Genomic DNA, 23,009 nt, shown 5'->3' on the forward strand with positions numbered 1-23,009 from the left:
ACGGCACAGGGGGCCGGATCGTGCGCGACGGAGCGTTGCGCTTGCGTCTCGAAGGGGCTACGGAGCGGGCCCGCCGAGACCGGTGGGTGATCTTCCGGAGACCTAGGAGACGATGTCCTTGCGGGCGAAACCTCTGAAGGCCAGGGCGAACAGCACGAGCGCGTAGGTCACGGAGATCGCGGTGCCCTGGATCATGCCGGACCACTGCGGTTCGGGCTGAACGGCGTCCGCCCAGGCGAACTGCCAGTGCGCGGGCAGGTAGTGGCGCCAGTCGCCGAGGGCGGTGACCGCGTCGAGGACGTTGCCGACGATGGTCAGTCCGACCGCGCCGCCGACCGCGCCGAGCGGCGCGTCCGTGCGGGTGGACAGCCAGAACGCCAGTCCAGCGGTGACCAGTTGGGACACGAAGATGTACGCCACGACCACGACCAGCCGCTGCGCCGCCGTGCCCGCGTCCAGCGCGCCGCCGGTCGGTATGTGCAGCGGACCCCAGCCGTAGGCGGCGACACCGACGGCCAGCGCGACGACCGGCAGCAGCACCATGGCGGCCAGGCTCAGGCCGAGCCCGACGACGAGCTTGGACCACAGCAGCCGGGCGCGGGGCACGGGAGCGGCGAGCAGATAGCGCAGCGAGGACCAGCCGGCCTCCGAGGCCACGGTGTCGCCGCAGAACAGGGCGACGGGGATGACCAGCAGGAAGCCCGCGGACACGAACAGGTTCACCGCGGCGAAGTTGGCCGCCGACGCGGTGGCCGTGTCCATCAGGGTGATCCGGTCTCCGCGACCGTCCGGCTCGCCGCCGATCGCGAAGGCGACGACGAGGACGAAGGGCAGGACGGCGAGGATGCCGAACATGACCAGCGTGCGGCGCCGCTTGAGCTGGCGGACCAGCTCCACCCGCAGGGGCAGGGTGCGGCCCGCCCGGTAGCCGGACGCGACGTCGGTGAGAGCGGGGGCGCTCATGCGGAACCTCCGATCAGGGTGAGGAACGCGTCCTCCAGGCGGCGGTGGGGGCCGACGGAGGCGACCGGCACCTCCAGCCGGACCAGTTCGGCGACCAGGCGCGGGGCGCTGCCGCCGGCGTCCAGGCGGACCAGCAGTCCGTCGCCGGTGACGACGGCCGAGGCCACGCCCGGCAGGGCGGCGATCTTCTCCGCGACCGGTTCCTCCACGGGCGTGCCCGTGCCGACGAGGAGGGTGTCGCCGGAGCCGACGATCTCGCCGACCGGGCCCGCCTGCACGAGCCGGCCGCGGTCCATCACCACGAGATGCGTGCAGGACTGCTCGACCTCCGACAGGAGGTGGCTGGAGACGATCACCGTGCGGCCGGCGGCCGCGTACCGGATCATCACCTCGCGCATCTCGCGGATCTGTGGCGGGTCGAGGCCGTTGGTCGGTTCGTCGAGGATGAGCAGGTCCGGAAGGCCGAGCATGGCCTGCGCGATGGCGAGGCGCTGGCGCATGCCCTGCGAGTACGTGCGCACCGCGCGGGCCAGCGCGTCGCCGAGACCGGCGATCTCCAGCGCCTCGTCGAGGTGGGCGTCCTCGGCGGGGCGGCCGGTCGCCCGCCAGTACAGCTCCAGGTTCTCCCGGCCGGACAGATGCGGCAGGAAGCCCGCGCCCTCCACGAAGGCGCCGACCCGTGACAGCACGGGTGCGCCGGGGCGGACGGCGTGACCGAAGACGCGGATCTCGCCGCCGTCCGGCCTGATCAGGCCCATCAGCATGCGCAGGGTCGTGGTCTTGCCCGCGCCGTTGGGGCCGAGCAGGCCGAGCACCTGGCCCTTCTCCACACGGAAGGAGAGGTCCTTGACCGCGTACCGCTCGGCCGACCTCGCGTAGCGCTTGCCCAGGTCGGTGATCAGGAGCGGCACGTCGGACAGCGCGGGGTCCGGTGCGGGCGTCGCGGTGCGGCGGCGGGCGGAGAGCAGCAGCGCCAGGGCGAGAGCGGCGCCGGTCAGCGGCAGCCACCACACCCAGGCGGGCAGCGGTGTGGCCGCCGCGGTCACCTCGGGGGCCGTCGGCACCGACAGGTCGCCCTTGAGGGAGACGGTGTACGTCGCCGGGGCCGCCGGGGAGGCGTACGCCAGGTCGGTGGAGGCGAGGACCAGACGCAGCCGGTGGCCCTTGCCCACCTCGTGGTCGATGGCGGGGAGGGTGAGCCGTACGTCCTTGCCGGCCTCGGCGCCCGTGACGCGGACGGGCGTGACCAGCTGGGAGGGCAGCACCTGCTGACGGCCGTCGGGGCCGACGTCGTAGACCTTGGCGAACAGGACGGCGTCCGCGCCGCTCGACTTCACGTGGACGGTGGCCGTCGGAGTGCCGGTGACGTGCAGGTCCTCGGTCAGCGGCGCCGACTCGAACCGGGCGTGCTGGCCGGGGAAGTCGAGCGAGACGCCGACGCCGAGCGCGGAGAGCTGGGAGAGGCCGCCGCCGGCTCCGAGGCCGGGCAGGGCGGAGACGGCGGGCGGGCCGGCGCCGGGCGGGTTGGCGAAGGTCTGCTCGCGTCCGGTGAGGGCGACCGCGCGCCGTCCGCTCTCCAGGCCGGGGTAGCTGTGCGCGCTCGCGCCCCGCAGCACGGCCTCGCCGTCGGTGGAGTCGACGCCGCCGGTGCGGGTGACACGGAAGGCGGGGCCGGTGGCGGCGCCCTCGTCGTCCTTGAGGTGGCGGTCGAACCACCGTGTGACGCGCTGCTGGACCCGGCTCGTCTCCAGGTCGCCGCCGTCATGGCCGCCGGCGATCCAGTCGACGTCCACGGGGGCGCCGTTCGCGCGGACGGCGCGCGCGGCGGCGTCGGCCTGGTCGAGCGGGAACAGGGAGTCCGACTGGCCCTGGATCAGCAGGGTCGGTACGTCGATGCGGTCGGCGACGGCCGACGGCGAGCGTTCCTCGAGCAGTTCGCGTGCCGCGGCGTCGGGGGTGCCGGACTCGGCGACCCGCTCGTACATCTCGCACAGCCGGGGCTCGAACTCGGCGCAGCCGCCGCCGGAGTTGACGAAGACACCGGCCCACAGCTTCTTGAAGACGTCGTTCGGGAAGAGGGCGTCGGCGAGGTTCCAGTAGGTGATCGCCGGGGCGATGGCGTCCACGCGGTCGTCGTGGCCCGCGGTCAGCAGCGCGATCGCGCCGCCGTAGGAGCCGCCCGCCATGCCGACGCGGGGGTCGCCGGACTTGTCGAGCGCGACCTGCGGCTGCCTCGCCAGCCAGTCGAGCAGCTTCGAGACGTCGGCGACCTCGCCCGCGGGGTCGTTCAGACCGATCCTGCCCGTCGTCCCGCCGAATCCGCGTGCCGACCAGGTCAGCACCGCGTAGCCGTCGCGAGCCAGTTGCTCCGCCTGCTGCCGTACGTCGTCCTTGCTGCCGCCGAAGCCATGGCCCAGCAGCACGGCGGGGCGGCGGCCGGCGGACGCGGTGGTGAAGTACGACGTGTCGACGCGCACCCCGCCGGCCCCGGACAGCACCCGGTCGGCGCGGCGTACCGGGGGCGCCTCGTCGTCGGCGACGGCCGTCCACGTACCGGCACCGGCGAGCACGACGACGGCGGCCGCGGCGGCCATCAGCCGTCGTGGCCGCCGCAGCAGCCCGCGCGGTCCGGGCGAGCGAAGATCCATGCGTCAACGGTACGCGGGGAACCCGTCGCCCACTGACAGCTCACGGGCTGAACCCGGTGCCCTCCCAGGGGAGTACGGGGCCCGTGCCGCGTACCGCGCTCGCGGTACACGGCGGCGCGCGTCAGTGGTTGCGCGGGAAGCCCAGGTCCACGCCCGCGGGGCCGTCCGCCGGGTCGGGCCAGCGGGTGGTGACGACCTTGCCCCGGGTGTAGAAGTGCGTGCCGTCGTTGCCGTAGATGTGGTGGTCGCCGAAGAGGGAGTCCTTCCAGCCGCCGAAGGAGTGGTAGCCGACGGGGACCGGGATCGGGACGTTCACGCCGACCATGCCGGCCTCGACCTCCAGCTGGAAGCGGCGGGCGGCGCCGCCGTCCCGGGTGAAGATCGCGGTGCCGTTGCCGAACGGGGAGGCGTTGATGAGGGCGATGCCCTCCTCGTACGTCTCGGCGCGCAGCACGCACAGCACCGGGCCGAAGATCTCGTCCTGGTAGGCCTTCGCCGAGGTCGGCACCCTGTCGAGCAGGGAGATGCCGATCCAGTGGCCGTCCTCGAAGCCGTCGACGGTGTAGCCGCTGCCGTCGAGCACCACCTCGCAGCCCTCGGCGGCGGCGCCCTCCACATAGGAGGCCACCTTGTCGCGGTGGACCTTGGTGATCAGCGGGCCCATCTCGGAGGTCGGGTCGTCGCCCGGGCCGATCTTGATCTTCTCGGCACGCTCGCGGATCTTGTCCACCAGCTCGTCGCCGATGGCGCCGACCGCCACCACGGCCGAGATGGCCATGCAGCGCTCGCCCGCCGAGCCGTACGCCGCCGAGACCGCCGCGTCGGCCGCCGCGTCGAGGTCGGCGTCGGGCAGGACCAGCATGTGGTTCTTGGCGCCGCCGAGGGCCTGGACGCGCTTGCCGTTCGCGGACGCCGTGGTGTGGATGTGGCGGGCGATCGGGGTGGAGCCGACGAAGGACACCGCCTTGACGTCGGGGTGCTCCAGGAGACGGTCGACGGCGACCTTGTCGCCGTGGACGACGTTGAGGACGCCGTCCGGCAGACCCGCCTCGGTCATCAGCTCGGCCAGCCGCACCGAGGCCGACGGGTCCTTCTCGGAGGGCTTCAGCACGAAGGTGTTGCCGCAGGCGATGGCGAGGGGGAACATCCACATCGGCACCATCGCCGGGAAGTTGAACGGCGTGATGCCCGCGACGACACCGAGCGGCTGGCGCAGCGAGGCGACGTCGACGCTGTTCGCGACCTGCGTCGACAGCTCGCCCTTCAGCTGCACATTGATGCCACAGGCCAGGTCGACGATCTCCAGTCCGCGCGCCACCTCACCGAGGGCGTCGGAGTGGACCTTGCCGTGCTCGGCGGTGATCAGCTCGGCGATCTCGTCGCGGTGCTCGTCCAGCAGGGCGCGGAAGCGGAACAGGATCGTGGTGCGCTGGGCCAGCGAGGACCGGCCCCAGGTCAGGAACGCCTCCTTCGCGGTCGCGACCGCCGCGTCCACCTCGTCGACCGAGGCGAAGGCGACCTTCGTGGTGACCGCGCCGGTCGCCGGGTCCGTGACCGGACCGAACGTGCCCGACGCGCCTTCGGCGGACCTGCCGCCGATCCAGTGGTTGACGATCTTCGTCATGACCGGTTACTCCTTCACAGATGGCGGCGTCGGGTCGAGACGTGCCGTTCGTACAGCTCACGTGCCTTGACCGCGGACGATCGGGTGGCGGTCTCGGCCACAGGTACATCCCACCAGGCCTGCGCCTCGGGCGCGCCCGACACTGTGTCTGCCGTTTCGGTCTCGACGTAGACACATGTGGGAGTGTCCGCGGACCGCGCCTCGGCGAGCGCCGCGCGCAGGTCGTCCACGGTCCGGGCGCGCAGCACCCGCATGCCGAGGCTCTCGGCGTTGGCGGCCAGGTCGACGGGGAGCGGGGCTCCGGAGTAGGTGCCGTCACCCGCGCGGTAGCGGTAGGCGGTTCCGAAGCCCTCCCCGCCGGTCGCCTCGGAGAGGCCGCCGATGGACGCGTACCCGTGGTTCTGCACCAGCAGGACCTTGATCGCGATGCCCTCCTGCACGGCGGTCACGATCTCCGTCGGCATCATCAGGTAGGTGCCGTCGCCGACCAGGGCCCACACCGGCCGGTCCGGCGCGGCCAGCTTCACGCCGATCGCGGCCGGGATCTCGTAGCCCATGCAGGAGTAGCCGTACTCCAGGTGGTACTGGTCGGCGGACCGGGCCCGCCACAGTTTGTGCAGGTCGCCGGGCATCGATCCGGCCGCGTTGATGATCACGTCCGACTCGTCCACCAGGGCGTCCAGCGCGCCCAGCACCTGCGTCTGGGTCGGCCGGGCGGTGGGCTCGGGGGCCGCGTAGGCGGCGTCCACGCGCCGCTCCCAGCCCGCCTTGTCCTCGGTGTACTTCGTGACGTGGGACTCCGCGACCCGGTGGCCGTGCAGCGCGAGCGCCTCGGTCAGCTGCGCCAGGCCGCTGCACGCGTCCGCGATCAGGGGCGCGCCGGCGAGCTTGTGGCCGTCGTAGGCGGCGATGTTGAGGTTGAGGAAACGGACGTCCGGGTCGGCGAAGAGCGTGCCGGAAGCGGTGGTGAAGTCGGTGTAGCGGGTGCCCACGCCGATCACCAGGTCGGCCGTGCGGGCCAGTTCGTCGGCGGTGGCGGTGCCGGTGTGGCCGATGCCGCCGACGTCCTGGGGATGGTCGTACGGCAGGGAGCCCTTGCCGGCCTGGGTGGAGGCGACGGGGATGCCGGTGGCCTCGGCGAACTCGGCCAGCGCGCTCTCGGCGCGGCTGTGGTGGACGCCGCCGCCGGCGATCAGCAGCGGACGTCGGGCGGCCCTGATCGTGGTCACGGCCTCGGCGAGCTCGGTCGGATCCGCGCCCGGCCGGCGTACCGCCCAGGTGCGCTCGGCGAAGAACTCCTCCGGCCAGTCGTACGCCTCGGCCTGCACGTCCTGCGGGAGCGCGAGGGTGACCGCGCCCGTCTCCACCGGGTCGGTGAGCACGCGCACGGCCTGGAGGGCCGCCGGGATCAGCGCCTCGGGGCGGGTGACGCGGTCGAAGTAGCGGGAGACCGGGCGCAGTGCGTCGTTGACCGACACGTCGCCCGCGTAGGGCACTTCGAGCTGCTGCAGGACCGGGTCGGCGGGGCGGGTGGCGAAGACGTCGCCCGGCAGCAGCAGCACCGGGAGGTGGTTGACGGTCGCGAGGGCGGCGCCCGTGACCAGGTTCGTCGCGCCCGGGCCGATGGAGGTCGTCACCGCCTGGGTGGACAGACGATGGGACTGGCGGGCGTAGCCGACGGCCGCGTGCACCATGGCCTGTTCGTTGCGGCCCTGGAGGTAGGGCATGTCGTCCGCGTACTCGACCAGCGCCTGGCCGAGTCCGGCGACGTTGCCGTGGCCGAAGATGCCCCAGGTGGCGCCGATGAGCCGCCGCCGTACGCCGTCCCGCTCGGTGTACTGGACGGAGAGGAAGCGTACGAGCGCCTGCGCGACCGTGAGCCTGGTGGTCATCGGTAACCCCCTGTGCTGTCTACGTGGTCCGGGTGGAAGCAGATCCGCCACTCCCGGGTCGGCCCGGGTCCCGCCATGACGTTCAGGTAGTACATGTCGTGGCCGGGCTGGGCGATGGACGGCCCGTGCCAGCCGTCGGGGACGAGGACGGCGTCGCCGGTGCGGACCTCGGCGAGCACGTCGGCGCCGCCCTCGCGGGAGGGGGACACCCGCTGGTAGCCGAAGCCGTTCGGCCCGTCGATCTCGAAGTAGTAGATCTCCTCCAGCTCGGACTCCTCGCCCGGCCGGTGCTCGTCGTGCTTGTGCGGCGGGTACGAGGACCAGTTGCCGCCGGGTGTGATCACCTCGACGGCGATGAGCTTGTCGCAGGTGAAGGCGTCCGCGGAGGCGAAGTTGCGCACCCGGCGGGCGCAGTTGCCGCTGCCGCGTTCCTCGACGGGGACCTCCGGCGCGGGGCCGTAGCGAGCGGGGAGTCGTCGCTCGCACTTCGCTCCTGCCAGGGCGAAGCGGCCTCCCGCGCCGGAGGTGATCTGTGCCTGGGCGTCACGGGGGACGTACGCGAAGTCGGAGACTCCGGCGAAGACGCTCTCCCGGCCCAGCAACTCGAACACCGCGTCGGCCACTCGCACCGAGCAACCGCCTTGGAGGGGCAGCACGATCCACTCGCTGTCCCCGGTGGTGAAGGTGTGCGTGGCGCCCGGCTCCAGCTCGACGATCCGCAGGCTGCTGTGGGTCCAGCCGGCCAGCTCCGGGTCGATGGCGAGCGCGTGGTGCGCGTCGGCGGTGGTGCCCCTCGGGAGGTGCGACTCGTTGCTCATGCGGCCCTCACAGCAGTCCTACGGCGGTGTCCACGGCGGCGGCCACATCGCCGTCCGCCGGGTACAGCAGCGACCGTCCGACCACCAGCCCCCGCACGGTGGGCAGTCGGAGGGCTCCACGCCACTTCTCGTACGTGCCGTCCTGGTCGTCGCCGACGTCGCCGCCGAGCAGCACGGCGGGCAGGGTCGAGGTCGCCATGACCCGGGCCATGTCGTCGGGGTTCTCGGTGACCGGGACCTTCAGCCAGGTGTACGCCGAACTGCCGCCCAGCCCCGAGGCGATGGCGATGGACCGGGTCACGGCGTCGGCGGACAGGTCGTTGCGCAGCCGTCCGCCGGGGTCCCGGCGGCTGATGAACGGCTCGACGAAGACCGGCAGCCGGCGTGCCGCCATCTCGTCGATCGCGCGGGCGGTGGACTCCAGAGTGGTGAGCGAGCCCGGGTCGTCGTAGTCGATGCGCAGCAGCAGCTTTCCGGCGTCGAAGCCGAGGCGCTGGATGTCCTCGGGACGGTGGCCGGTGAAGCGGTCGTCCAGCTCGAAGCGGGCGCCCTGGAGGCCGCCGCGGTTCATGGAGCCCATGACGACCTTGCCGTCGAGGGCGCCGAGCAGCAGCAGGTCGTCGAGGATGTCGGCGGTGGCGAGGACACCGTCGACGCCGGGGCGGCCGAGCGCGAGACAGAGGCGTTCGAGCAGATCACCGCGGTTGGCCATGGCCATCTTGCGGTCACCGACACCGAGCGCGCCACGGGCCGGGTGGTCGGCGGCGACGATCATCAGGCGGCCGTCGGCGTCGATCAGCTGCCGGCGGACGCGGCGGGCGGCGGCCTCGGCGATCGCCTCGGGGTGGTGGGTTCGGGTGCGGACGAGGTCGGCGATGTCGACGGTCACTGGGGGGCTCCCGTGGACTCGGCGGCGGCCGGGGTACCGGCGCGTACGGCGCCCGCGCTGAGGGCCGCCGCCACCTCGGCCTGCGTCGGCATGGCGGAGGAGCACTCCAGGCGGGAGGCGACGATGGCGCCCGCGGCGTTGGCGTGCCGCATGGTCTTCTCCAGGTCCCAGCCGGCCAGCAGCCCGTGGCAGAGGGAACCGCCGAAGGCGTCGCCGGCGCCGAGGCCGTTGAGGACGTCGACCGGCAGCGGCGGCACCTCGACCGACTCGCCCGCGCTGCTGACGGCGAGGACGCCCTTGGGGCCCTGCTTGACGACGGCCACGGAGACCCCGGCGTCGAGGAGCGCGGCGGCCGCCGCGTGCGGTTCGCGGACGCCGGTGGCGACCTCCACCTCGTCGAGATTGCCGACGGCGACGGTGGTGTGTTTCAGGGCCTCGGCGTAGAAGGGGCGGGCCGCGTCCGGGTCGCGCCAGAACATCGGGCGCCAGTCGAGGTCGAAGACCGTGGTGCCGGACCTGTCGCGATGGGCGAGGGCCGCGAGCGTCGCCGCACGGCTGGGCTCCTCGCTCAGTCCGGTGCCGGTCACCCAGAAGACGTGCGCCGCGCGGATGGCGTCGAGGTCGAGCTCGTGGGCGCCGATCTCCAGGTCGGGGGCCTTGGGCTGCCGGTAGAAGTACAGCGGGAAGTCGTCCGGCGGGAAGACCTCGCAGAAGGTGACCGGGGTCGGCAGCCCGGGGACCGCGGTGACCCAGCGGTCGTCGACCCCGAAGTCGCGCAGTGCCTCGTGCAGATAGGTGCCGAACGGGTCGTCGCCGGTCCGGGTGATCACCGCGGTACGCCGGCCCAGACGGGCGGCGGCCACGGCCACGTTGGTCGCGGAACCGCCGAGGAACTTCCCGAAGGACGTGACCTGCGGGAGCGGCACGCCGGTCTGCAGCGGGTAGAGGTCCACGCCGATCCGCCCCATGGTGATCAGGTCGTACGCCATCGAGATCCCTTCGCGTTCCCGTCGCGCCTGCGTCGGCGGCTCTCTCCGGTTTCTAGTCTCCGCGAGGGAGGCCTGTCAATAGTTTGTCCAGACATTCGGACCAGCGCTCACCCCCTCCGGCGACGACAACCCGGCCGCGGCCCTGTCAACGCGCCCCGCCCGGCACCCCGGCATGCTCTTCTGCTTCACCTCTGTCACAAACACCACTCCCTTGTCACACATGTCCGGTGTACGCGGGCTGCGTGTCACACCCGCCCCACAGCCGCAGACCAGTGGTCACTCTCCGTCGTTGGGCGGGCACAGGCTTGGTGATTGATCATCAGCGCAGCGCCTCGGCTCCCCCGGACGGCCGGTCCACGGCCGCCGCCGCGGCACGCGCAGGGAGGTGCACTCATGACCGACCGAAGGCTCTGGTCGTACAAGGAGATCGCGGCCCACATCAAGGTGCAGCCGGACACCGTGCGGTCCTACCGCAAGCACGGGCTGCTGCCCCCGCCCGACCATGTGGAGGGCGGCAAGCCCTACTGGTACGCCGACACCGTCCGAGCCTGGGTCGCCTCCCGGCCAGGCAATCGCGGCCGGCGGGCGGACTGACCGGCCGACGGTGAACTGCCCGCCCGACGAGATATCCGTGGTGCCTCACGTTCGCGTGGGGCACAGTCATGCGCATGAGTTTCTCCGACAAGCCCGTGCTCACCGGCGAGAGGACCGTGCTGCGGCCGTTCTCGGAGGCCGACGCGGACGCGATCCGGGAGATCCTGAGCGATCCCGAGGTCATCCGCTTCACCTTCGAGCCGACCACCGAGATCACCCGCGAGGGCCTGCGGTCCTGGTACGGCTCCCGGTCCGCGCAGCCCGACCGGCTCGATCTCGCCGTCACCGACCGTGACACCGGCGAGGTCGTGGGCGAGGTGGTCCTCAACGAGTGGGATCCCCTCACTCGCAGCTGCAACTTCCGCACCCTGATCGGCCCGCGCGGTCGCGGCCGGGGCCTCGGCACGGAGGCCACCCGGCTCATCGTCGGGCACGGCTTCGAGCAACTCGGACTGCACCGCGTCCACCTGGAGGCGTACGGCGACAACGACCGCGCCCTGCGCGTCTACCGGAAGGTGGGTTTCGTGGTCGAGGGCGTGCGGAGGGAGTCGGCGCTGCGGCACGGGAAGTGGGTGGACGAGGTGCAGATGGCGATCCTCGACCGGGAGTGGGCCGTCCACCGGGGGTACGGCGAGGGGGCTTGAGCCGGGAGACCTGGGAGACCTGGGAGCCGAGGCACCAGGGGGCCAGGGAGTCGGGAGCCGAGGGGCTGGAGCGCCGAGGGCGGTCGGCTGGTTCAGGAGATGCCTGAGGCGTGCGGCGAGGCGCTCGCACCCGTCGGACCCGCGACGCCGCTCGCGGAAGCCGGCGACTCCGCGGCGGACCGGCTCGTCACCCCCGACCGCCGGCCCCGTCTTCGTCACCCTGATGCACGGCCCCGACGCCCGGGGCCCGATCGGCGAGGAGGACGGCGCCCCGCAGCCGGCCCGGCGGCGCGTCGGGACGTCACTCACCTCGCTGCCGCACGGCACCTCCGCGGCCGACGTCACCCGCACCGCGCACGTCTGCCTGAGCGTCTGCAAGGCCGGCCTGGAGCTGGTCCTGGCCCACCAGGGTGCCGGACGGGAGGCATACGTCCAGGAGCTGAAGAAGGTGCCGACCCGCTACCTGGAGCCCCTGGCCGCCACCCCGGCGCCCTGAGCGCCGCGGCGCTCCGGTCGGCGCCGGCCGCCTCCGGCGGACCAGCCCTCCCTCCTCCCGGCCGGAATGCGCCGTCCTCCGTACACGCATACGGTGCGGACACATCGCTCCATCGGGAGCAGCAGCACAGGAGCACGAGGGACCGACGTGACCCAGTTCCCGCCGCCCGGCGCGCCCCGCGCCCGGATTCCGAGTCCGCAGCAGCCTCCGCCGTCGTACCCCCGGATCCGTGCGGGACTGTGGCGGCGCTGCCTGTGGAGCGGGCTGGCGCTCTGGACACTGACCGCGACCGCCGTCCACGCGACCGGGAACGCCGCCCCGCTGCCCACCCTGATCCTGCTCGGCAGCTTCCTGGTGCCCGTCGCCTTCGTGCTGTGGGCCTACCAGCGGCACGCTCGTGACCTGGGCGTCAGCGTGATCCTCGGCTGCTTCCTGACCGGTGGGACGCTCGGCGTGCTGGGCGCCTCCCTGACGAAGGGCCTGCTCCTGTACCCGTCCCCGCGGATGTTCGCCGGGCTGGGCCTCGCGGAGGAGGCGATGAAGCTGGGCGCGCTGGTGTTCGTCCTGCGCCGGCAGCCCCGTGTCCGCGGCCTGCGGGCCGGGCTCGTGCTGGGCGCGACCGTCGGCCTCGCCTTCGGCGCCGTGGAAGGCGCCGGGTACGCGTTCCACGCGGCCGTGTCGACCCCGGGGCTGGACCTGAGGGCACTGCTGGAGACCGAGATCCTCCGCGGCCTGTTGGCACCCCTCAACCAGGGACTGTGGACGGCGGTCGCCGGCGGCGTCCTGCTCGCCTGCCGTCACCCGGACGGGCGCTTCCGCCCCACCGGCGCGGTCGTCGCGACCTGTCTGGGCGTGTCGCTGCTGCACGCCCTGGGCGAGTCCACCCACGGCATGGCCGTCTGGCTGGTCGTGCGGCTGACCGGCGGCGATCCCGTCCGGCACCTGTTCACGGAGGGCTACATCGCCCACCCCACCGAGGAGCAGCAGCATCTCTTCACGCTGCTCTCGCTCGGCGGACTGGTCGTCGTGGCGCTGCTCGGCCTCGCCTGGGCGCACTCACTGACGCGCCGCGCCCCCTCCTGGAGAAGTACCCCCTAGGGGTATAGTCTTGAGTGTATCGGGGACCCTTCCAGGCCCCGTCCGCCCCATCTGCCTCGACGAGGAGCACGACATGACCGCGCAGACCGACACCACCGGTTCCGTCACGGCCGTCTACAAGGTGAGCGGAATGAGCTGCGGGCACTGCGAGGGCGCCGTCTCCGGCGAGATCTCCCAGCTGCCCGGCGTCAGCTCGGTGAAGGCCGTCGCGACCAGCGGCGAGGTCACGGTCGTCTCCACGGCCGCGCTGGACGAGGAGGCCGTCCGCGCGGCCGTCGACGAGGCCGGCTTCGAGCTGGTCGGCCGCGCCTGAGCACGCTTGCCGTACCGGGCCGTACCGGCGAGCCGTGCCCCGTGGGCCGGTTCCGTACGGTCCGGTCCGTCGTCTGGAGTCGGAGTCGGACATGACCAGCACCACCACGCAGACCGCGACAGAAACCGCCCCCGGGACCTCCATAGCCACGCCGGTCTCCGAGGTCGAACTGCTGATCGGCGGCATGACCTGCGCCTCCTGCGCGGCTCGCGTCGAGAAGAAGCTCAACCGGATGGACGGCGTCAGCGCCACGGTGAACTACGCCACGGAGAAGGCCCGGATCAGCTTCCCGGCCGGAACCGAGGTCGCCGACCTGATCGCCACCGTCGTGAAGACCGGCTACACGGCCGCGGAGCCCTCACCGCCGCAACCGGAACCGGATGCGACGCCCCGGGATCCCGAGCTGGCGCCCCTGCGGCAGCGCCTGATCGTCTCCGTCCTTCTCGCCACCCCCGTCGTCCTCCTCGCGATGGTCCCGGCCCTCCAGTTCGACTACTGGCAGTGGCTGTCCCTCACCCTCGCCGCACCCGTCGTGGTCTGGGGCGCCCTGCCCTTCCACAAGGCCGCCTGGACCAACGCACGGCACGCCGCGGCCACCATGGACACCCTCGTCTCGGTGGGCACGCTGGCCGCGTTCGGCTGGTCCCTGTGGGCGCTCTTCTTCGGGCACGCGGGCATGCCCGGTATGCGGCACCCCTTCGAGCTCACCGTCTCGCGCACGGACGGCGCCTCGGCGATCTACCTCGAAGTGGCCGCCGGAGTCACCGCTTTCCTCCTGCTCGGGCGCTATCTGGAGGCCCGCTCCAAGCGCCGCGCGGGCGCCGCGCTACGGGCCCTGATGGAGCTCGGCGCCAAGGACGTGGCGGTGCTGCGCGACGGGCGCGAGCTGCGGGTGCCGGTCACGGAACTGGTCGTCGGCGACCGGTTCGTCGTGCGCCCCGGCGAGAAGATCGCCACCGACGGCACGGTCGTGGAGGGCGCCTCCGCGGTCAACGTGTCCATGTTGACCGGCGAGTCGGTGCCGGTGGACGTCATGGCCGGGGACGCGGTCGCCGGCGCGACCGTGAACGCCGGGGGCCGGCTGGTCGTCGAGGCCACCCGGGTCGGATCCGAGACCCAGCTCGCCCGCATGGCCCGGCTGGTCGAGGAGGCCCAGAACGGCAAGGCGGAGGTGCAGCGGCTCGCGGACCAGGTCGCCGGGTTCTTCGTCCCCGTCGTGCTGCTGCTGGCGACCGCGACCTTCGGCATCTGGCTCGGCGCGACCGGCGACAGCGTCGGCGCCTTCACCGCCGCCGTCGCCGTCCTGATCATCGCCTGCCCGTGCGCCCTGGGCCTCGCCACCCCGACCGCCCTGATGGTCGGCACGGGCCGCGGCGCCCAGATGGGCATCCTGATCAAGGGTCCCGAGGTCCTGGAGTCCACGCGCCGGGTCGACACGGTGCTCCTGGACAAGACGGGCACGGTGACGACGGGCCGGATGACGCTCCAGGAGGTGTACGTCGCCGAGGGCGCCGACGAGCGGGAGGTGCTGCGCCTCGCGGGCTCCCTCGAACACGCTTCCGAGCACCCGGTCGCCCGGGCCGTGGCCGCCGGCGCCGTCGAGCGGGTCGGGGAGCTGCCGCCGGCCGAGCGGTTCGAGAACGTGCCCGGGCGGGGCGTCCGCGGTCACGTGGAGGGCTTCGAGGTGGCCGTGGGGCGCCTCTTCGAGGAGCTGCCGCCCGAGCTGGCGCGCGCCCGCGACGAAGCCGAGAGCAGCGGCCGTACGGCCGTGGTGGTCGGCTGGGACGGGGTCGCGCGCGGGGTGCTCGCGGTCGCGGACACCGTGAAGGAGACCAGCGCGCAGGCCGTGCGCGAGTTGCGCGAGCTGGGGCTGACGCCGGTGCTCCTGACCGGGGACAACCGGCGGGTCGCCGAGACGGTGGCCGAGAGCGTCGGCATCGACCAGGTGATCGCCGAGGTGCTGCCCGAGGACAAGGTCAAGGTCGTACGGCGGCTGCAGGCCGAGGGGCGGACGGTCGCCATGGTCGGCGACGGTGTCAACGACGCGGCGGCGCTCGCCACCGCCGACCTGGGACTCGCGATGGGCACCGGCACCGACGCGGCGATCGAGGCGGGCGACCTGACCCTCGTGCGCGGGGACCTCCGGGCCGCGGCGGACGCGATCCGGCTGTCCCGCCGGACCCTCGCCACGATCAAGGGCAACCTCGTGTGGGCGTTCGGCTACAACGTGGCCGCGCTGCCGCTGGCCGCCGCGGGTCTGCTGAACCCGATGATCGCGGGGGCGGCGATGGCCCTGTCGTCCGTCTTCGTGGTGACGAACAGTTTGCGACTGCGGGCGTTCCGCTGAGCCGCGAGTTCACCCGGGCCGGGAGTTCCGCCGAAAAGGCAGGATCCCTCTTCAGTCAGGCGCGAGCCTCACATAAGCTCTTCACAAGGCTCGCGCATCTTCCTTACGCTTGGACCCGGTTCTTCGTATCGGGCCTCTTGCGTATCTAACGGGACATATGCAAGAGACGCAGATCACAGTGGTGTGAACGTAACCATCGAAGGGGTTCGAAGGTCTAAGTTGGCGATGTCGGTGGGCGTCTTGGGGGGCGTCACCCGGCTTCTGGGGATGTCTTGGGGGACTTCCTCAGAGATGCGTTGCCGGGACACGTACACCGGGGAGCTTTGAGCGGCCCTCCCAGCGTGCGTTGTCCCGGCAGACCGCAACAACGGCAGGGCGCACCACCGCGGTACGCATGAAGCAGTACCGCACAACGCAGTAACAGCGATTCAGGCGCTGGTCTCTCACAGACGCCCGGCCGGATCCCGTGGGGGGAATCCGCACCGGGACATGGGAAGGCGCCCTGGTCGTCGGCCCGTGGGGGGACTGACGTACCAGGGCGCCTTCTGTTTTGCCCTGTGTCCTGCTGCCTTTTCCCGCTGTCTCCCGTCACACCCTGCCGCGGTACGGGCCTCGCCGGCTCCGTACCGCCGCTGGACGCGGCCGCCCGCTGTGCGCCGGGCGGCTGCAAAAGATCAGCGCGCCTCGACCGGGACGAAGTCGCGCTCGACGACGCCCGTGTAGATCTGGCGCGGGCGGCCGATACGGGAACCCGGCTCCTTGATCATCTCGTGCCACTGGGCGATCCAGCCCGGAAGCCGGCCGAGGGCGAACAGGACCGTGAACATCTCGGTCGGGAAGCCCATGGCCCGGTAGATCAGACCGGTGTAGAAGTCGACGTTCGGGTAGAGCTTGCGCTCGGTGAAGTAGTCGTCGGAGAGCGCGTGCTCCTCCAGCTTCAGCGCGATGTCCAGCAGCTCGTCGGACTTGCCGAGCGCGGAGAGCACATCGTGCGCGGCGGCCTTGATGATCTGGGCGCGCGGGTCGAAGTTCTTGTAGACCCGGTGGCCGAAGCCCATCAGGCGGACGCCGTCCTCCTTGTTCTTCACCTTGCGGATGAAGGTGTCGACGTCGCCGCCGGAGTCGCGGATGCCCTCCAGCATCTCGAGCACCGACTGGTTGGCGCCACCGTGCAGGGGGCCCCACAGCGCGTTGATGCCGGCGGAGATCGAGGCGAACATGTTCGCCTGCGACGAGCCGACCAGGCGGACCGTCGAGGTGGAGCAGTTCTGCTCGTGGTCCGCGTGCAGGATCAGCAGCTTGTCCAGCGCCGCGACCACGATCGGGTCGAGCTCGTACTCCTGGGCCGGCACCGAGAAGGTCATGCGCAGGAAGTTCTCGACGTAACCGAGGTCGTTGCGCGGGTAGACGAACGGGTGTCCGATCGACTTCTTGTACGCGTAGGCCGCGATCGTCGGAAGCTTGGCGAGCAGACGAATGGTGGAGAGGTTGCGCTGCCGCTCGTCGAACGGGTTGTGGCTGTCCTGGTAGAAGGTGGACAGCGCCGAGACGACCGACGACAGCATGGCCATCGGGTGGGCGTCACGGGGGAAGCCCTTGTAGAAGTTCTTGACGTCCTCGTGCAGCAGGGTGTGCCGCGTGATCTCGTCCTTGAAACCGGTGAGCTGGTCGACGGTCGGCAGCTCGCCGTTGATCAGCAGGTAGGCCACCTCCACGAACGTGGAGCGCTCGGCCAGCTGCTCGATCGGGTAACCGCGGTACCGGAGGATGCCGGCCTCACCGTCCAGATAGGTGACGGCGGATTTATAGGCGGCGGTGTTCCCGTATCCGCTGTCCAGGGTCACGAGACCGGTCTGGGCCCGCAGCTTCCCGATGTCGAAACCCTTGTCCCCGACGGTGCTGTCGATCACCGGGTAGGTGTACTCGCTGCCGTCGTACCGCAGTACTACAGAGTTGTCGCTCACGTCATCCCTCACCGACGTAGTGCCTCATCTTCGAGGTGCCCTGACTGTCTCTACCATCCCCCATTTGGCTCAGGAGAGTGCACTCGGGGTCGACCATTGGGCTTATCAACGGCACTCAGTGCCGCCAACCTGCCATCCTGCCGGGTCGATTCCGGTTCCGGAAGTGCTCTGTGACCTTTGCGACTCATTTGATCGATCATTTTTCGACGCGCGCCCGGCAGGACACCGGACGCGCCCGCGTCAGGCTTCCCGTACGCGGGGCGCGAGCCTGAAATCGAGGGCCGTGCAGCGCCGTCCCGCCGACACCGTGCGCACCGCCTGGCCGATGGCCTTGCGGGAGCCGACGAGGACGACCAGCCGCTTCGCCCGGGTGACCGCGGTGTAGAGCAGGTTCCGCTGAAGCATCATCCAGGCGCCCGTGGTCACCGGGATGACCACCGCCGGGTACTCGCTGCCCTGCGAGCGGTGGATCGTCACCGCGTAGGCGTGCGCCAGCTCGTCCAGCTCGTCGAACTCGTACGGCACCTCCTCGTCCTCGTCCGTCAGCACCGTCAGGCGCTGGTCGACCAGGTCGAGCGAGGTGACCACGCCCACGGTGCCGTTGAAGACGCCGTTCTCGCCCTTTTCATAATTGTTCCTGATCTGGGTGACTTTGTCCCCGACGCGGAAGACCCGCCCGCCGATCCGCTTCTCCGGCACGTCGGGGCGGCCCGGAGTGACGGCCTGCTGGAGGAGCCCGTTGAGGGTGCCGGCGCCGGCCGGACCCCGGTGCATGGGCGCGAGCACCTGGACGTCACGGCGCGGGTCGAGCCCGAATCTGGCTGGAATACGACGTGCCGCGACCTCCACGGTGAGCCGTCCGGCGGCCTCCGTGTCGTCCTCGACGAAGAGGAAGAAGTCCTTCATGCCGTCCGTGACGGGGTGCTGCCCGGCGTTGATCCGGTGCGCGTTGGTGACCACGCCGGACTGCTGGGCCTGCCGGAAGACACGGGTGAGCCGCACGGCGGGGATCGGGCTGCCGTCGGCGAGGAGGTCCCGCAGCACCTCGCCCGCACCGACGCTGGGGAGCTGGTCGACGTCACCGACGAAGAGGAGGTGCGCGCCCGGCGGTACGGCCTTGACGAGCTTGTTGGCGAGGAGCAGGTCCAGCATGGACGCCTCGTCGACGACCACGAGGTCCGCGTCCAGCGGCCGGTCCTTGTCGTACGCGGCGTCCCCGCCGGGCTTGAGTTCGAGGAGGCGGTGGACGGTGGACGCCTCGGCGCCCGTGAGCTCGGCGAGTCGCTTGGCGGCCCGGCCGGTCGGGGCCGCGAGGACGACCTTGGCCTTCTTGGCGCGCGCCAGCTCCACGATCGACCGCACCGTGAAGGACTTGCCGCAGCCGGGACCTCCGGTGAGGACGGCGACCCGCTTCGTCAGCGCCAGTTTGACGGCGGCCTCCTGCTCGGGGGCGAGATCGGCGCCGGTGAGGTCCTTCAGCCATGCCAGCGCCTTGTCCCAGGCGACGTCGTGGAAGCCGGGCATGCGGTCCTGGTCGGTGCGCAGGAGGCGCAGGAGCTGGGCGGACAGGGCGACTTCGGCGCGGTGGAAGGGGACGAGGTAGACGGCGGTGACGGGCTCGCCGCCGTCGGGGCCGGGAACCGTCTCCCGTACGACTCCGGGGTCCTCGCCGTCCTCGGGGGGCGCCGCCAGCTCGGCGAGGCAGTCGATGACGAGCCCGGTGTCGACCTGGAGGAGCTTGACGGCGTCGGCGATCAGGCGTTCCTCGGGGAGGTAGCAGTGGCCCTGGTCGGTGGACTGGGAGAGGGCGTACTGCAGGCCGGCCTTGACGCGCTCCGGGCTGTCGTGCGGGATGCCGACGGACTGGGCGATCTTGTCGGCGGTCAGGAAGCCGATGCCCCAGACGTCGGCGGCGAGGCGGTACGGCTGGTTCTTCACGACGGAGATGGAGGCGTCGCCGTACTTCTTGTAGATGCGCACGGCGATGGAGGTGGACACCTCGACGGTCTGGAGGAAGAGCATGACCTCCTTGATCGCCTTCTGCTCCTCCCAGGCGTCGGCGATCCTCTTCGTCCGCTTGGGGCCGAGGCCGGGGACCTCGACCAGCCGCTTCGGCTCCTCCTCGATGATCTTCAGGGTGTCCAGGCCGAAGTGCTGGGTGATGCGGTCGGCGAAGACCGGGCCGATCCCCTTGACCAGCCCGGAGCCGAGGTAGCGGCGGATGCCCTGGACGGTGGCCGGGAGGACGGTCGTGTAGTTCTCCACGGTGAACTGCTTGCCGTACTGCGGGTGGGAGCCCCATCTCCCCTCCATCCGCAGCGACTCGCCCACCTGCGCGCCGAGCAGCGCGCCGACGACCGTGAGCAGGTCGCCACCGCCTCTTCCGGTGTCGACACGGGCGACCGTGTAGCCGTTCTCCTCGTTGGCGTACGTGATCCGTTCGAGGACGCCTTCGAGAACGGCGAGCCGCCGCTCACCGGGTGCGGGTGCCGGTGCCGCCTGGTTGGACATGATCCGACGGTACCGGTGGGGTGTGACAGTGCGGACCCGTGCCCGGACGCGGGGCAGGCATGCCTCACCTCCGCGGAGACGTCCTGCCGGGCCCGGGGCGGACGGCGGACTTCCTCGTCCCCCCTGTCGACGGGAGAGCGGCGTCCACGGAGAAGGGGTCTTCCCGGACCCGTCCCACCGCGGCGGACGATCCACGCGCGTTTCACGGACGGCGACTTGGAGGCACCGTCCGACGCGGCACCGGCGCTCCCCGGCGACGGACCGGCGGGGTCAGTACTCGATCTCGCCGATCCAGCTGTACTCCAGGAGCGCGTGGGGCAGGTACTCGGACTCGACCTCGACCGTGAGGCCCTGGTCACGCGCGAGGCAAGCCATCGCCAACGGACCGACGGCGACGAGCCCCTTGCTGCTCAGGGCTCTGTCCTCGGTCGCGGTCCAGTACTCCTTGTGCCAACGCAGCGCGTCGGTCAGCGCCTTGTTGAACTCCGCGGAATCGCGGCGGATGACCCGGTAGAGCAGGATCAGCGGCGGGTAGAGAATCTGCGCCATCAGATCCGCGTCCACGTACCGCCGTGCTTCCGGACCGGTGCCGTCGACCGCCGCCACGAGCTTTTCACCCACGTCCTGGCGCCCGAGCCAGAAGCTCTGCAGTGTCTCCACCCAGGAGTAGATGTACTCGTCGAAGACCGCGTTCGAGTCCCGCAGCAGGGAGACGGGCACTTCGGCCAGTCGGCGCAGCCGGTCGTAGGGCGGCCGGGGCCTGCAACTCGTCGGTCTCCTGTCGGCGGCCTGGGGCTCGCGCCGGACCCACCGCGGCAAGACGGTCTGGTTCGAACTGCCGCTGCCGGACGGCGAGAACGGTGTGCCGGACCCGGCGGAGGCGCTGCTGAGCCTGTTCTAGACCCGCGGTCACGAAGGCGCCGAAGCGGCCCCGTCCGCGGGATGTGCCGATGTGAGGCCGGCACCCGTGGTCCGGGAGCGGGTCCTAGACTCACTGCACATGAGTGACGTGTTCGCCGTGGACCTGGCCCTCGACCTGACGCCCACCGCACCGCCCGCCGTGCTCGACCACCTGCGCCGGCATCTCGGGCTCGACGATGCCGACGACGGCGGTGAAGCGGTCGGGGACGCGCCGGACTTCGTGCCCCTTCTGGCGGGTCGGGGCCCGGCGGTCCGCATCGGGGGAGTCCTGACGGCGGAACTCCTCCAGGGCGACGGGCGCTGGTCCCTGACGGCACGCCAGGAGGTCCACGCCGAGTTCCTCCCCGAGTTGGACGCCTTGGTGGAGATGCTCGCCTTCCACGCGAGGAACGAGGGCGCCATCGGCCAGGTGAGGTTCTACGAGGACGACGTTCCTGAACTCCTGGTCAACCGAGCGGGTGCGTTGGTCAGAGTTCCTCTGCAGGCCTCCGGCCCGTCCGTGTGACCGTGACCGGAGGCCTGGCTGCCAGGCCGGTGAAAATGCCGTGCCGATTCCTTCTGGAATCCTGAGCGGCAATCGGGATTCTCAGCGGAAATCGCCGGATTCGCCCCTCAGGTCCTCCGGCGGGATGTCGCCGAGGGATTCTTCGTCCACCTCCGGAATCAACCGCAGCACGGACTCCGCATTTGCGGCCATCCGGCCGATCTCGATCGGAAGATTCTCGAATTCCTCCATCACCACGTCATAGGGCTCGACGCGCCAGACCTTGCCGTCCAGGCCCTTTGCCTCCACGTAGTAGCGGTGGCCGGCCGGCGAGGAGGGATCGGCGGCCCGCACCCACCTGGCCCCGTGCCGACGCACGAGCAGGTCCCCGAGGAATGACGTCAGGTCCGTGTGCAGACCGATCCAGTCCGTCTGCTCGAACTCGGCCAGCGGAAGCCGGTCGACGTAGCTCTGCAGGCCGGGCAGCAGCAGCAGGGGATCCTCGGCGTACCGCTCCGGTGCCAGCCCGAGTGAGGCCGCGAGTCCGGCGGCGTTGTGGTGGGCGCCTTCGGTCCACTCCTGGGCAGCCGCCTCGTCCGGCGTCCGGTTCTGCATGGTTCTCAACCCTCCAGTTGACCGAGAAGGATTCTACTTCTTCTTTGTCGGCAGGTCCCACTGGTCCTTCTTCGGCGCAGGGCCGTATTCGAGGAATATGATCTTTGCTTCCTTGAGGTAGGCGCGCAGTTCGGCGGACGGGCCGGCATGCGTGAAAGACCATCGAGGGTCATATCCGGGATTCATGCGCCGCAGCGCGATGTCCTTGTGGATCTGCTCCTTTATGTGTTTGTTCAGCGGTACTTCATTCCGGACCAGCTCGCTGGTCCCGTCCTTCAACGTGATGGTCCGGTACGGCCCGTACGTCTTCACCTCGACGGCGACCGTGCGACCGTCCGGGAGGTCGACGGGAACGTCGACCTTGCGCCCGCCGCTCGCGGTCACCGGATAGCGGGGGTCGCTGTTGGTGGGCACCGGATAATGACGTTCAGGCCCGCCACCCCACATCTGGCGGTGGAATTCCTCGCCGCGCTCCCAGCGCGTCCTGACGTCACGGGTGTTGCGTACGTCCCGCAGTGTCAGCGGTCCCTCCGCCGGCAGCAGGGCGGGCCGTGAGTAGTCGGGTTCGTGCCCGGCGTAGGGGTTGTCGTCCCCTCCCTGCCCGTTGTCGAGGGTGTCGTCCCCTCCCTGCCCCTGCCCGTTGTCGAGGGTGTCGTCGGCGACGTCGTCCGCCAGTTCGTCCACGGGATGCGGACCGGGGCCGTCCCCGGTGTGTGCGGGGCCGTCCGGCAGTCCGGCGCCGCTCGGGTGGCCCGTGCTTTCGCCCCGTCCGCCCGGCAGCCCGTCGCCGTTCCGTCCCGCGCCGTGTGCTCCCGGGCCTGGGGCTCCTTCGCGAACCGGCGCCGTGCCGGAGACCGGGTCGGTGCGGCCGGGGAGGTCGTCGCCGGGGTCGCGGACCGGGACACGGGTGTCGAGGCTGTTGGTCGGGAGGTTGTCTGCGGTGCCTCCGGGGAGGTTGTCGGCGGGGCGGTTGTTCGGGGTGGCGTTGTCTCCGGGGCGGGTGAGGTCGCCGAGGTCGGTGGGGTCGCTGCCGAGGTGGAGGTGCTGGGGTGTGTTGTCGCCGGCGTGGACGGCGCCGGCCATGGCGGGTTCGCGGACCGGGGCCTCGACGCGGGGGACGTCGGCTCCGTCGTGGGGGAGGCCGGGCTGGTCGACGATGTCGCCGGGGCCGTCGTCGGCCTTGCCGAGGACGTTGCCGC

Annotated in this window: 18 protein-coding genes and 1 pseudogene; 7 read left to right on the forward strand and 12 right to left on the reverse strand. The window is 71.4% G+C overall.

The window, feature by feature from the left end; genetic code table 11:
• Positions 1 to 102: 102 nt before the first annotated feature.
• The 7 genes from ACWCPM_RS01415 to iolC form a co-directional block, all read right to left on the reverse strand.
• Positions 103 to 963, reverse strand: a complete 861-nt coding sequence (locus ACWCPM_RS01415; protein ID WP_450974062.1) for an ABC transporter permease — start codon at positions 961 to 963, stop codon at positions 103 to 105.
• Positions 960 to 3,611 carry an alpha/beta fold hydrolase gene (locus tag ACWCPM_RS01420; RefSeq protein ID WP_450974063.1) on the reverse strand — a complete coding sequence of 884 codons (2,652 nt, stop codon included), beginning with the start codon at positions 3,609 to 3,611 and terminating at the stop codon, positions 960 to 962. Before ACWCPM_RS01420 ends, ACWCPM_RS01415 begins: the two co-directional genes overlap by 4 nt.
• A gap of 121 nt (positions 3,612 to 3,732) precedes the next feature.
• On the reverse strand, positions 3,733 to 5,235 hold the full coding sequence (gene mmsA / locus ACWCPM_RS01425) for a CoA-acylating methylmalonate-semialdehyde dehydrogenase (RefSeq protein WP_450974064.1): 1,503 nt from the start codon (positions 5,233 to 5,235) through the stop codon (positions 3,733 to 3,735).
• A gap of 14 nt (positions 5,236 to 5,249) precedes the next feature.
• Positions 5,250 to 7,127, reverse strand: a complete 1,878-nt coding sequence (gene iolD, locus ACWCPM_RS01430) for a 3D-(3,5/4)-trihydroxycyclohexane-1,2-dione acylhydrolase (decyclizing) (protein ID WP_450974065.1) — start codon at positions 7,125 to 7,127, stop codon at positions 5,250 to 5,252.
• The gene (gene iolB, locus ACWCPM_RS01435) at positions 7,124 to 7,945 is read right to left on the reverse strand and encodes a 5-deoxy-glucuronate isomerase (protein ID WP_450974066.1); all 822 of its coding nucleotides are present in this window, start codon (positions 7,943 to 7,945) and stop codon (positions 7,124 to 7,126) included. Before iolB ends, iolD begins: the two co-directional genes overlap by 4 nt.
• Before the next feature lie 7 nt (positions 7,946 to 7,952).
• Positions 7,953 to 8,834, reverse strand: a complete 882-nt coding sequence (locus tag ACWCPM_RS01440) for a Cgl0159 family (beta/alpha)8-fold protein (protein WP_450974067.1) — start codon at positions 8,832 to 8,834, stop codon at positions 7,953 to 7,955.
• The gene (gene iolC / locus ACWCPM_RS01445; protein WP_450974068.1) at positions 8,831 to 9,823 is read right to left on the reverse strand and encodes a 5-dehydro-2-deoxygluconokinase; all 993 of its coding nucleotides are present in this window, start codon (positions 9,821 to 9,823) and stop codon (positions 8,831 to 8,833) included. Before iolC ends, ACWCPM_RS01440 begins: the two co-directional genes overlap by 4 nt.
• Positions 9,824 to 10,216: 393 nt before the next feature.
• Here iolC and ACWCPM_RS01450 point away from each other — a divergent pair, with 393 nt between their 5' ends.
• From ACWCPM_RS01450 to ACWCPM_RS01475, 6 genes are all read left to right on the forward strand, one after another.
• Positions 10,217 to 10,417, forward strand: coding sequence for a helix-turn-helix transcriptional regulator (locus tag ACWCPM_RS01450; RefSeq protein ID WP_221752785.1), 201 nt, complete (start codon positions 10,217 to 10,219; stop codon positions 10,415 to 10,417).
• 74 nt (positions 10,418 to 10,491) lie between these two features.
• The gene (locus tag ACWCPM_RS01455) at positions 10,492 to 11,061 is read left to right on the forward strand and encodes a GNAT family N-acetyltransferase (RefSeq protein WP_450974069.1); all 570 of its coding nucleotides are present in this window, start codon (positions 10,492 to 10,494) and stop codon (positions 11,059 to 11,061) included.
• A 223-nt stretch (positions 11,062 to 11,284) separates the two neighbouring features.
• On the forward strand, positions 11,285 to 11,557 hold the full coding sequence (locus tag ACWCPM_RS01460) for a hypothetical protein (protein ID WP_450974070.1): 273 nt from the start codon (positions 11,285 to 11,287) through the stop codon (positions 11,555 to 11,557).
• Between the two features lie 147 nt (positions 11,558 to 11,704).
• Positions 11,705 to 12,655 carry a PrsW family glutamic-type intramembrane protease gene (locus tag ACWCPM_RS01465; RefSeq protein ID WP_450974071.1) on the forward strand — a complete coding sequence of 317 codons (951 nt, stop codon included), beginning with the start codon at positions 11,705 to 11,707 and terminating at the stop codon, positions 12,653 to 12,655.
• A gap of 73 nt (positions 12,656 to 12,728) precedes the next feature.
• The gene (locus ACWCPM_RS01470) at positions 12,729 to 12,968 is read left to right on the forward strand and encodes a heavy-metal-associated domain-containing protein (protein ID WP_450974072.1); all 240 of its coding nucleotides are present in this window, start codon (positions 12,729 to 12,731) and stop codon (positions 12,966 to 12,968) included.
• A gap of 91 nt (positions 12,969 to 13,059) precedes the next feature.
• Positions 13,060 to 15,315, forward strand: coding sequence for a heavy metal translocating P-type ATPase (locus ACWCPM_RS01475; protein WP_450974073.1), 2,256 nt, complete (start codon positions 13,060 to 13,062; stop codon positions 15,313 to 15,315).
• A 674-nt stretch (positions 15,316 to 15,989) separates the two neighbouring features.
• On the opposite strand, the gene ACWCPM_RS01480 is transcribed toward ACWCPM_RS01475, so the two are convergent.
• The 3 genes from ACWCPM_RS01480 to ACWCPM_RS01490 form a co-directional block, all read right to left on the reverse strand.
• Entirely contained in the window at positions 15,990 to 17,279 is a 1,290-nt protein-coding gene (locus ACWCPM_RS01480) for a citrate synthase (protein ID WP_450974074.1), read from the reverse strand.
• 240 nt (positions 17,280 to 17,519) lie between these two features.
• Positions 17,520 to 19,790, reverse strand: coding sequence for an SF1B family DNA helicase RecD2 (gene recD2, locus ACWCPM_RS01485; RefSeq protein ID WP_450974075.1), 2,271 nt, complete (start codon positions 19,788 to 19,790; stop codon positions 17,520 to 17,522).
• Positions 19,791 to 20,060: 270 nt separating this feature from the next.
• Positions 20,061 to 20,609, reverse strand: a complete 549-nt coding sequence (locus tag ACWCPM_RS01490) for an immunity 49 family protein (protein ID WP_450974076.1) — start codon at positions 20,607 to 20,609, stop codon at positions 20,061 to 20,063.
• A gap of 181 nt (positions 20,610 to 20,790) precedes the next feature.
• On the opposite strand from ACWCPM_RS01490, the gene ACWCPM_RS01495 reads away from it, so the two are divergent.
• On the forward strand, positions 20,791 to 21,216 hold the full coding sequence (locus ACWCPM_RS01495; RefSeq protein ID WP_450974077.1) for a hypothetical protein: 426 nt from the start codon (positions 20,791 to 20,793) through the stop codon (positions 21,214 to 21,216).
• Positions 21,217 to 21,297: 81 nt separating this feature from the next.
• Here the strand turns inward: ACWCPM_RS01495 and ACWCPM_RS01500 are convergent, their stop codons facing one another.
• Positions 21,298 to 21,810, reverse strand: a complete 513-nt coding sequence (locus tag ACWCPM_RS01500; protein WP_450974078.1) for a hypothetical protein — start codon at positions 21,808 to 21,810, stop codon at positions 21,298 to 21,300.
• 33 nt (positions 21,811 to 21,843) lie between these two features.
• Positions 21,844 to 23,009: pseudogene (locus tag ACWCPM_RS01505) on the reverse strand (hypothetical protein); the annotation flags it as partial.

This window comes from Streptomyces sp. NPDC002309 (genome assembly GCF_053593375.1).

What these genes read in the sequence shown, in the direction of transcription:
- ACWCPM_RS01415 (WP_450974062.1), bottom strand. Translation starts at nt 963, where the DNA reads ATGAGCGCCCCCGCTCTCACCGACGTCGCGTCCGGCTACCGGGCGGGC.
- ACWCPM_RS01420 (WP_450974063.1), bottom strand. Translation starts at nt 3,611, where the DNA reads ATGGATCTTCGCTCGCCCGGACCGCGCGGGCTGCTGCGGCGGCCACGA.
- mmsA (WP_450974064.1), bottom strand. Translation starts at nt 5,235, where the DNA reads ATGACGAAGATCGTCAACCACTGGATCGGCGGCAGGTCCGCCGAAGGC.
- iolD (WP_450974065.1), bottom strand. Translation starts at nt 7,127, where the DNA reads ATGACCACCAGGCTCACGGTCGCGCAGGCGCTCGTACGCTTCCTCTCC.
- iolB (WP_450974066.1), bottom strand. Translation starts at nt 7,945, where the DNA reads ATGAGCAACGAGTCGCACCTCCCGAGGGGCACCACCGCCGACGCGCAC.
- iolC (WP_450974068.1), bottom strand. Translation starts at nt 9,823, where the DNA reads ATGGCGTACGACCTGATCACCATGGGGCGGATCGGCGTGGACCTCTAC.
- ACWCPM_RS01450 (WP_221752785.1), top strand. Translation starts at nt 10,217, where the DNA reads ATGACCGACCGAAGGCTCTGGTCGTACAAGGAGATCGCGGCCCACATC.
- ACWCPM_RS01455 (WP_450974069.1), top strand. Translation starts at nt 10,492, where the DNA reads ATGAGTTTCTCCGACAAGCCCGTGCTCACCGGCGAGAGGACCGTGCTG.
- ACWCPM_RS01460 (WP_450974070.1), top strand. Translation starts at nt 11,285, where the DNA reads ATGCACGGCCCCGACGCCCGGGGCCCGATCGGCGAGGAGGACGGCGCC.
- ACWCPM_RS01470 (WP_450974072.1), top strand. Translation starts at nt 12,729, where the DNA reads ATGACCGCGCAGACCGACACCACCGGTTCCGTCACGGCCGTCTACAAG.
- ACWCPM_RS01475 (WP_450974073.1), top strand. Translation starts at nt 13,060, where the DNA reads ATGACCAGCACCACCACGCAGACCGCGACAGAAACCGCCCCCGGGACC.
- recD2 (WP_450974075.1), bottom strand. Translation starts at nt 19,790, where the DNA reads ATGTCCAACCAGGCGGCACCGGCACCCGCACCCGGTGAGCGGCGGCTC.
- ACWCPM_RS01495 (WP_450974077.1), top strand. Translation starts at nt 20,791, where the DNA reads ATGAGTGACGTGTTCGCCGTGGACCTGGCCCTCGACCTGACGCCCACC.
- ACWCPM_RS01500 (WP_450974078.1), bottom strand. Translation starts at nt 21,810, where the DNA reads ATGCAGAACCGGACGCCGGACGAGGCGGCTGCCCAGGAGTGGACCGAA.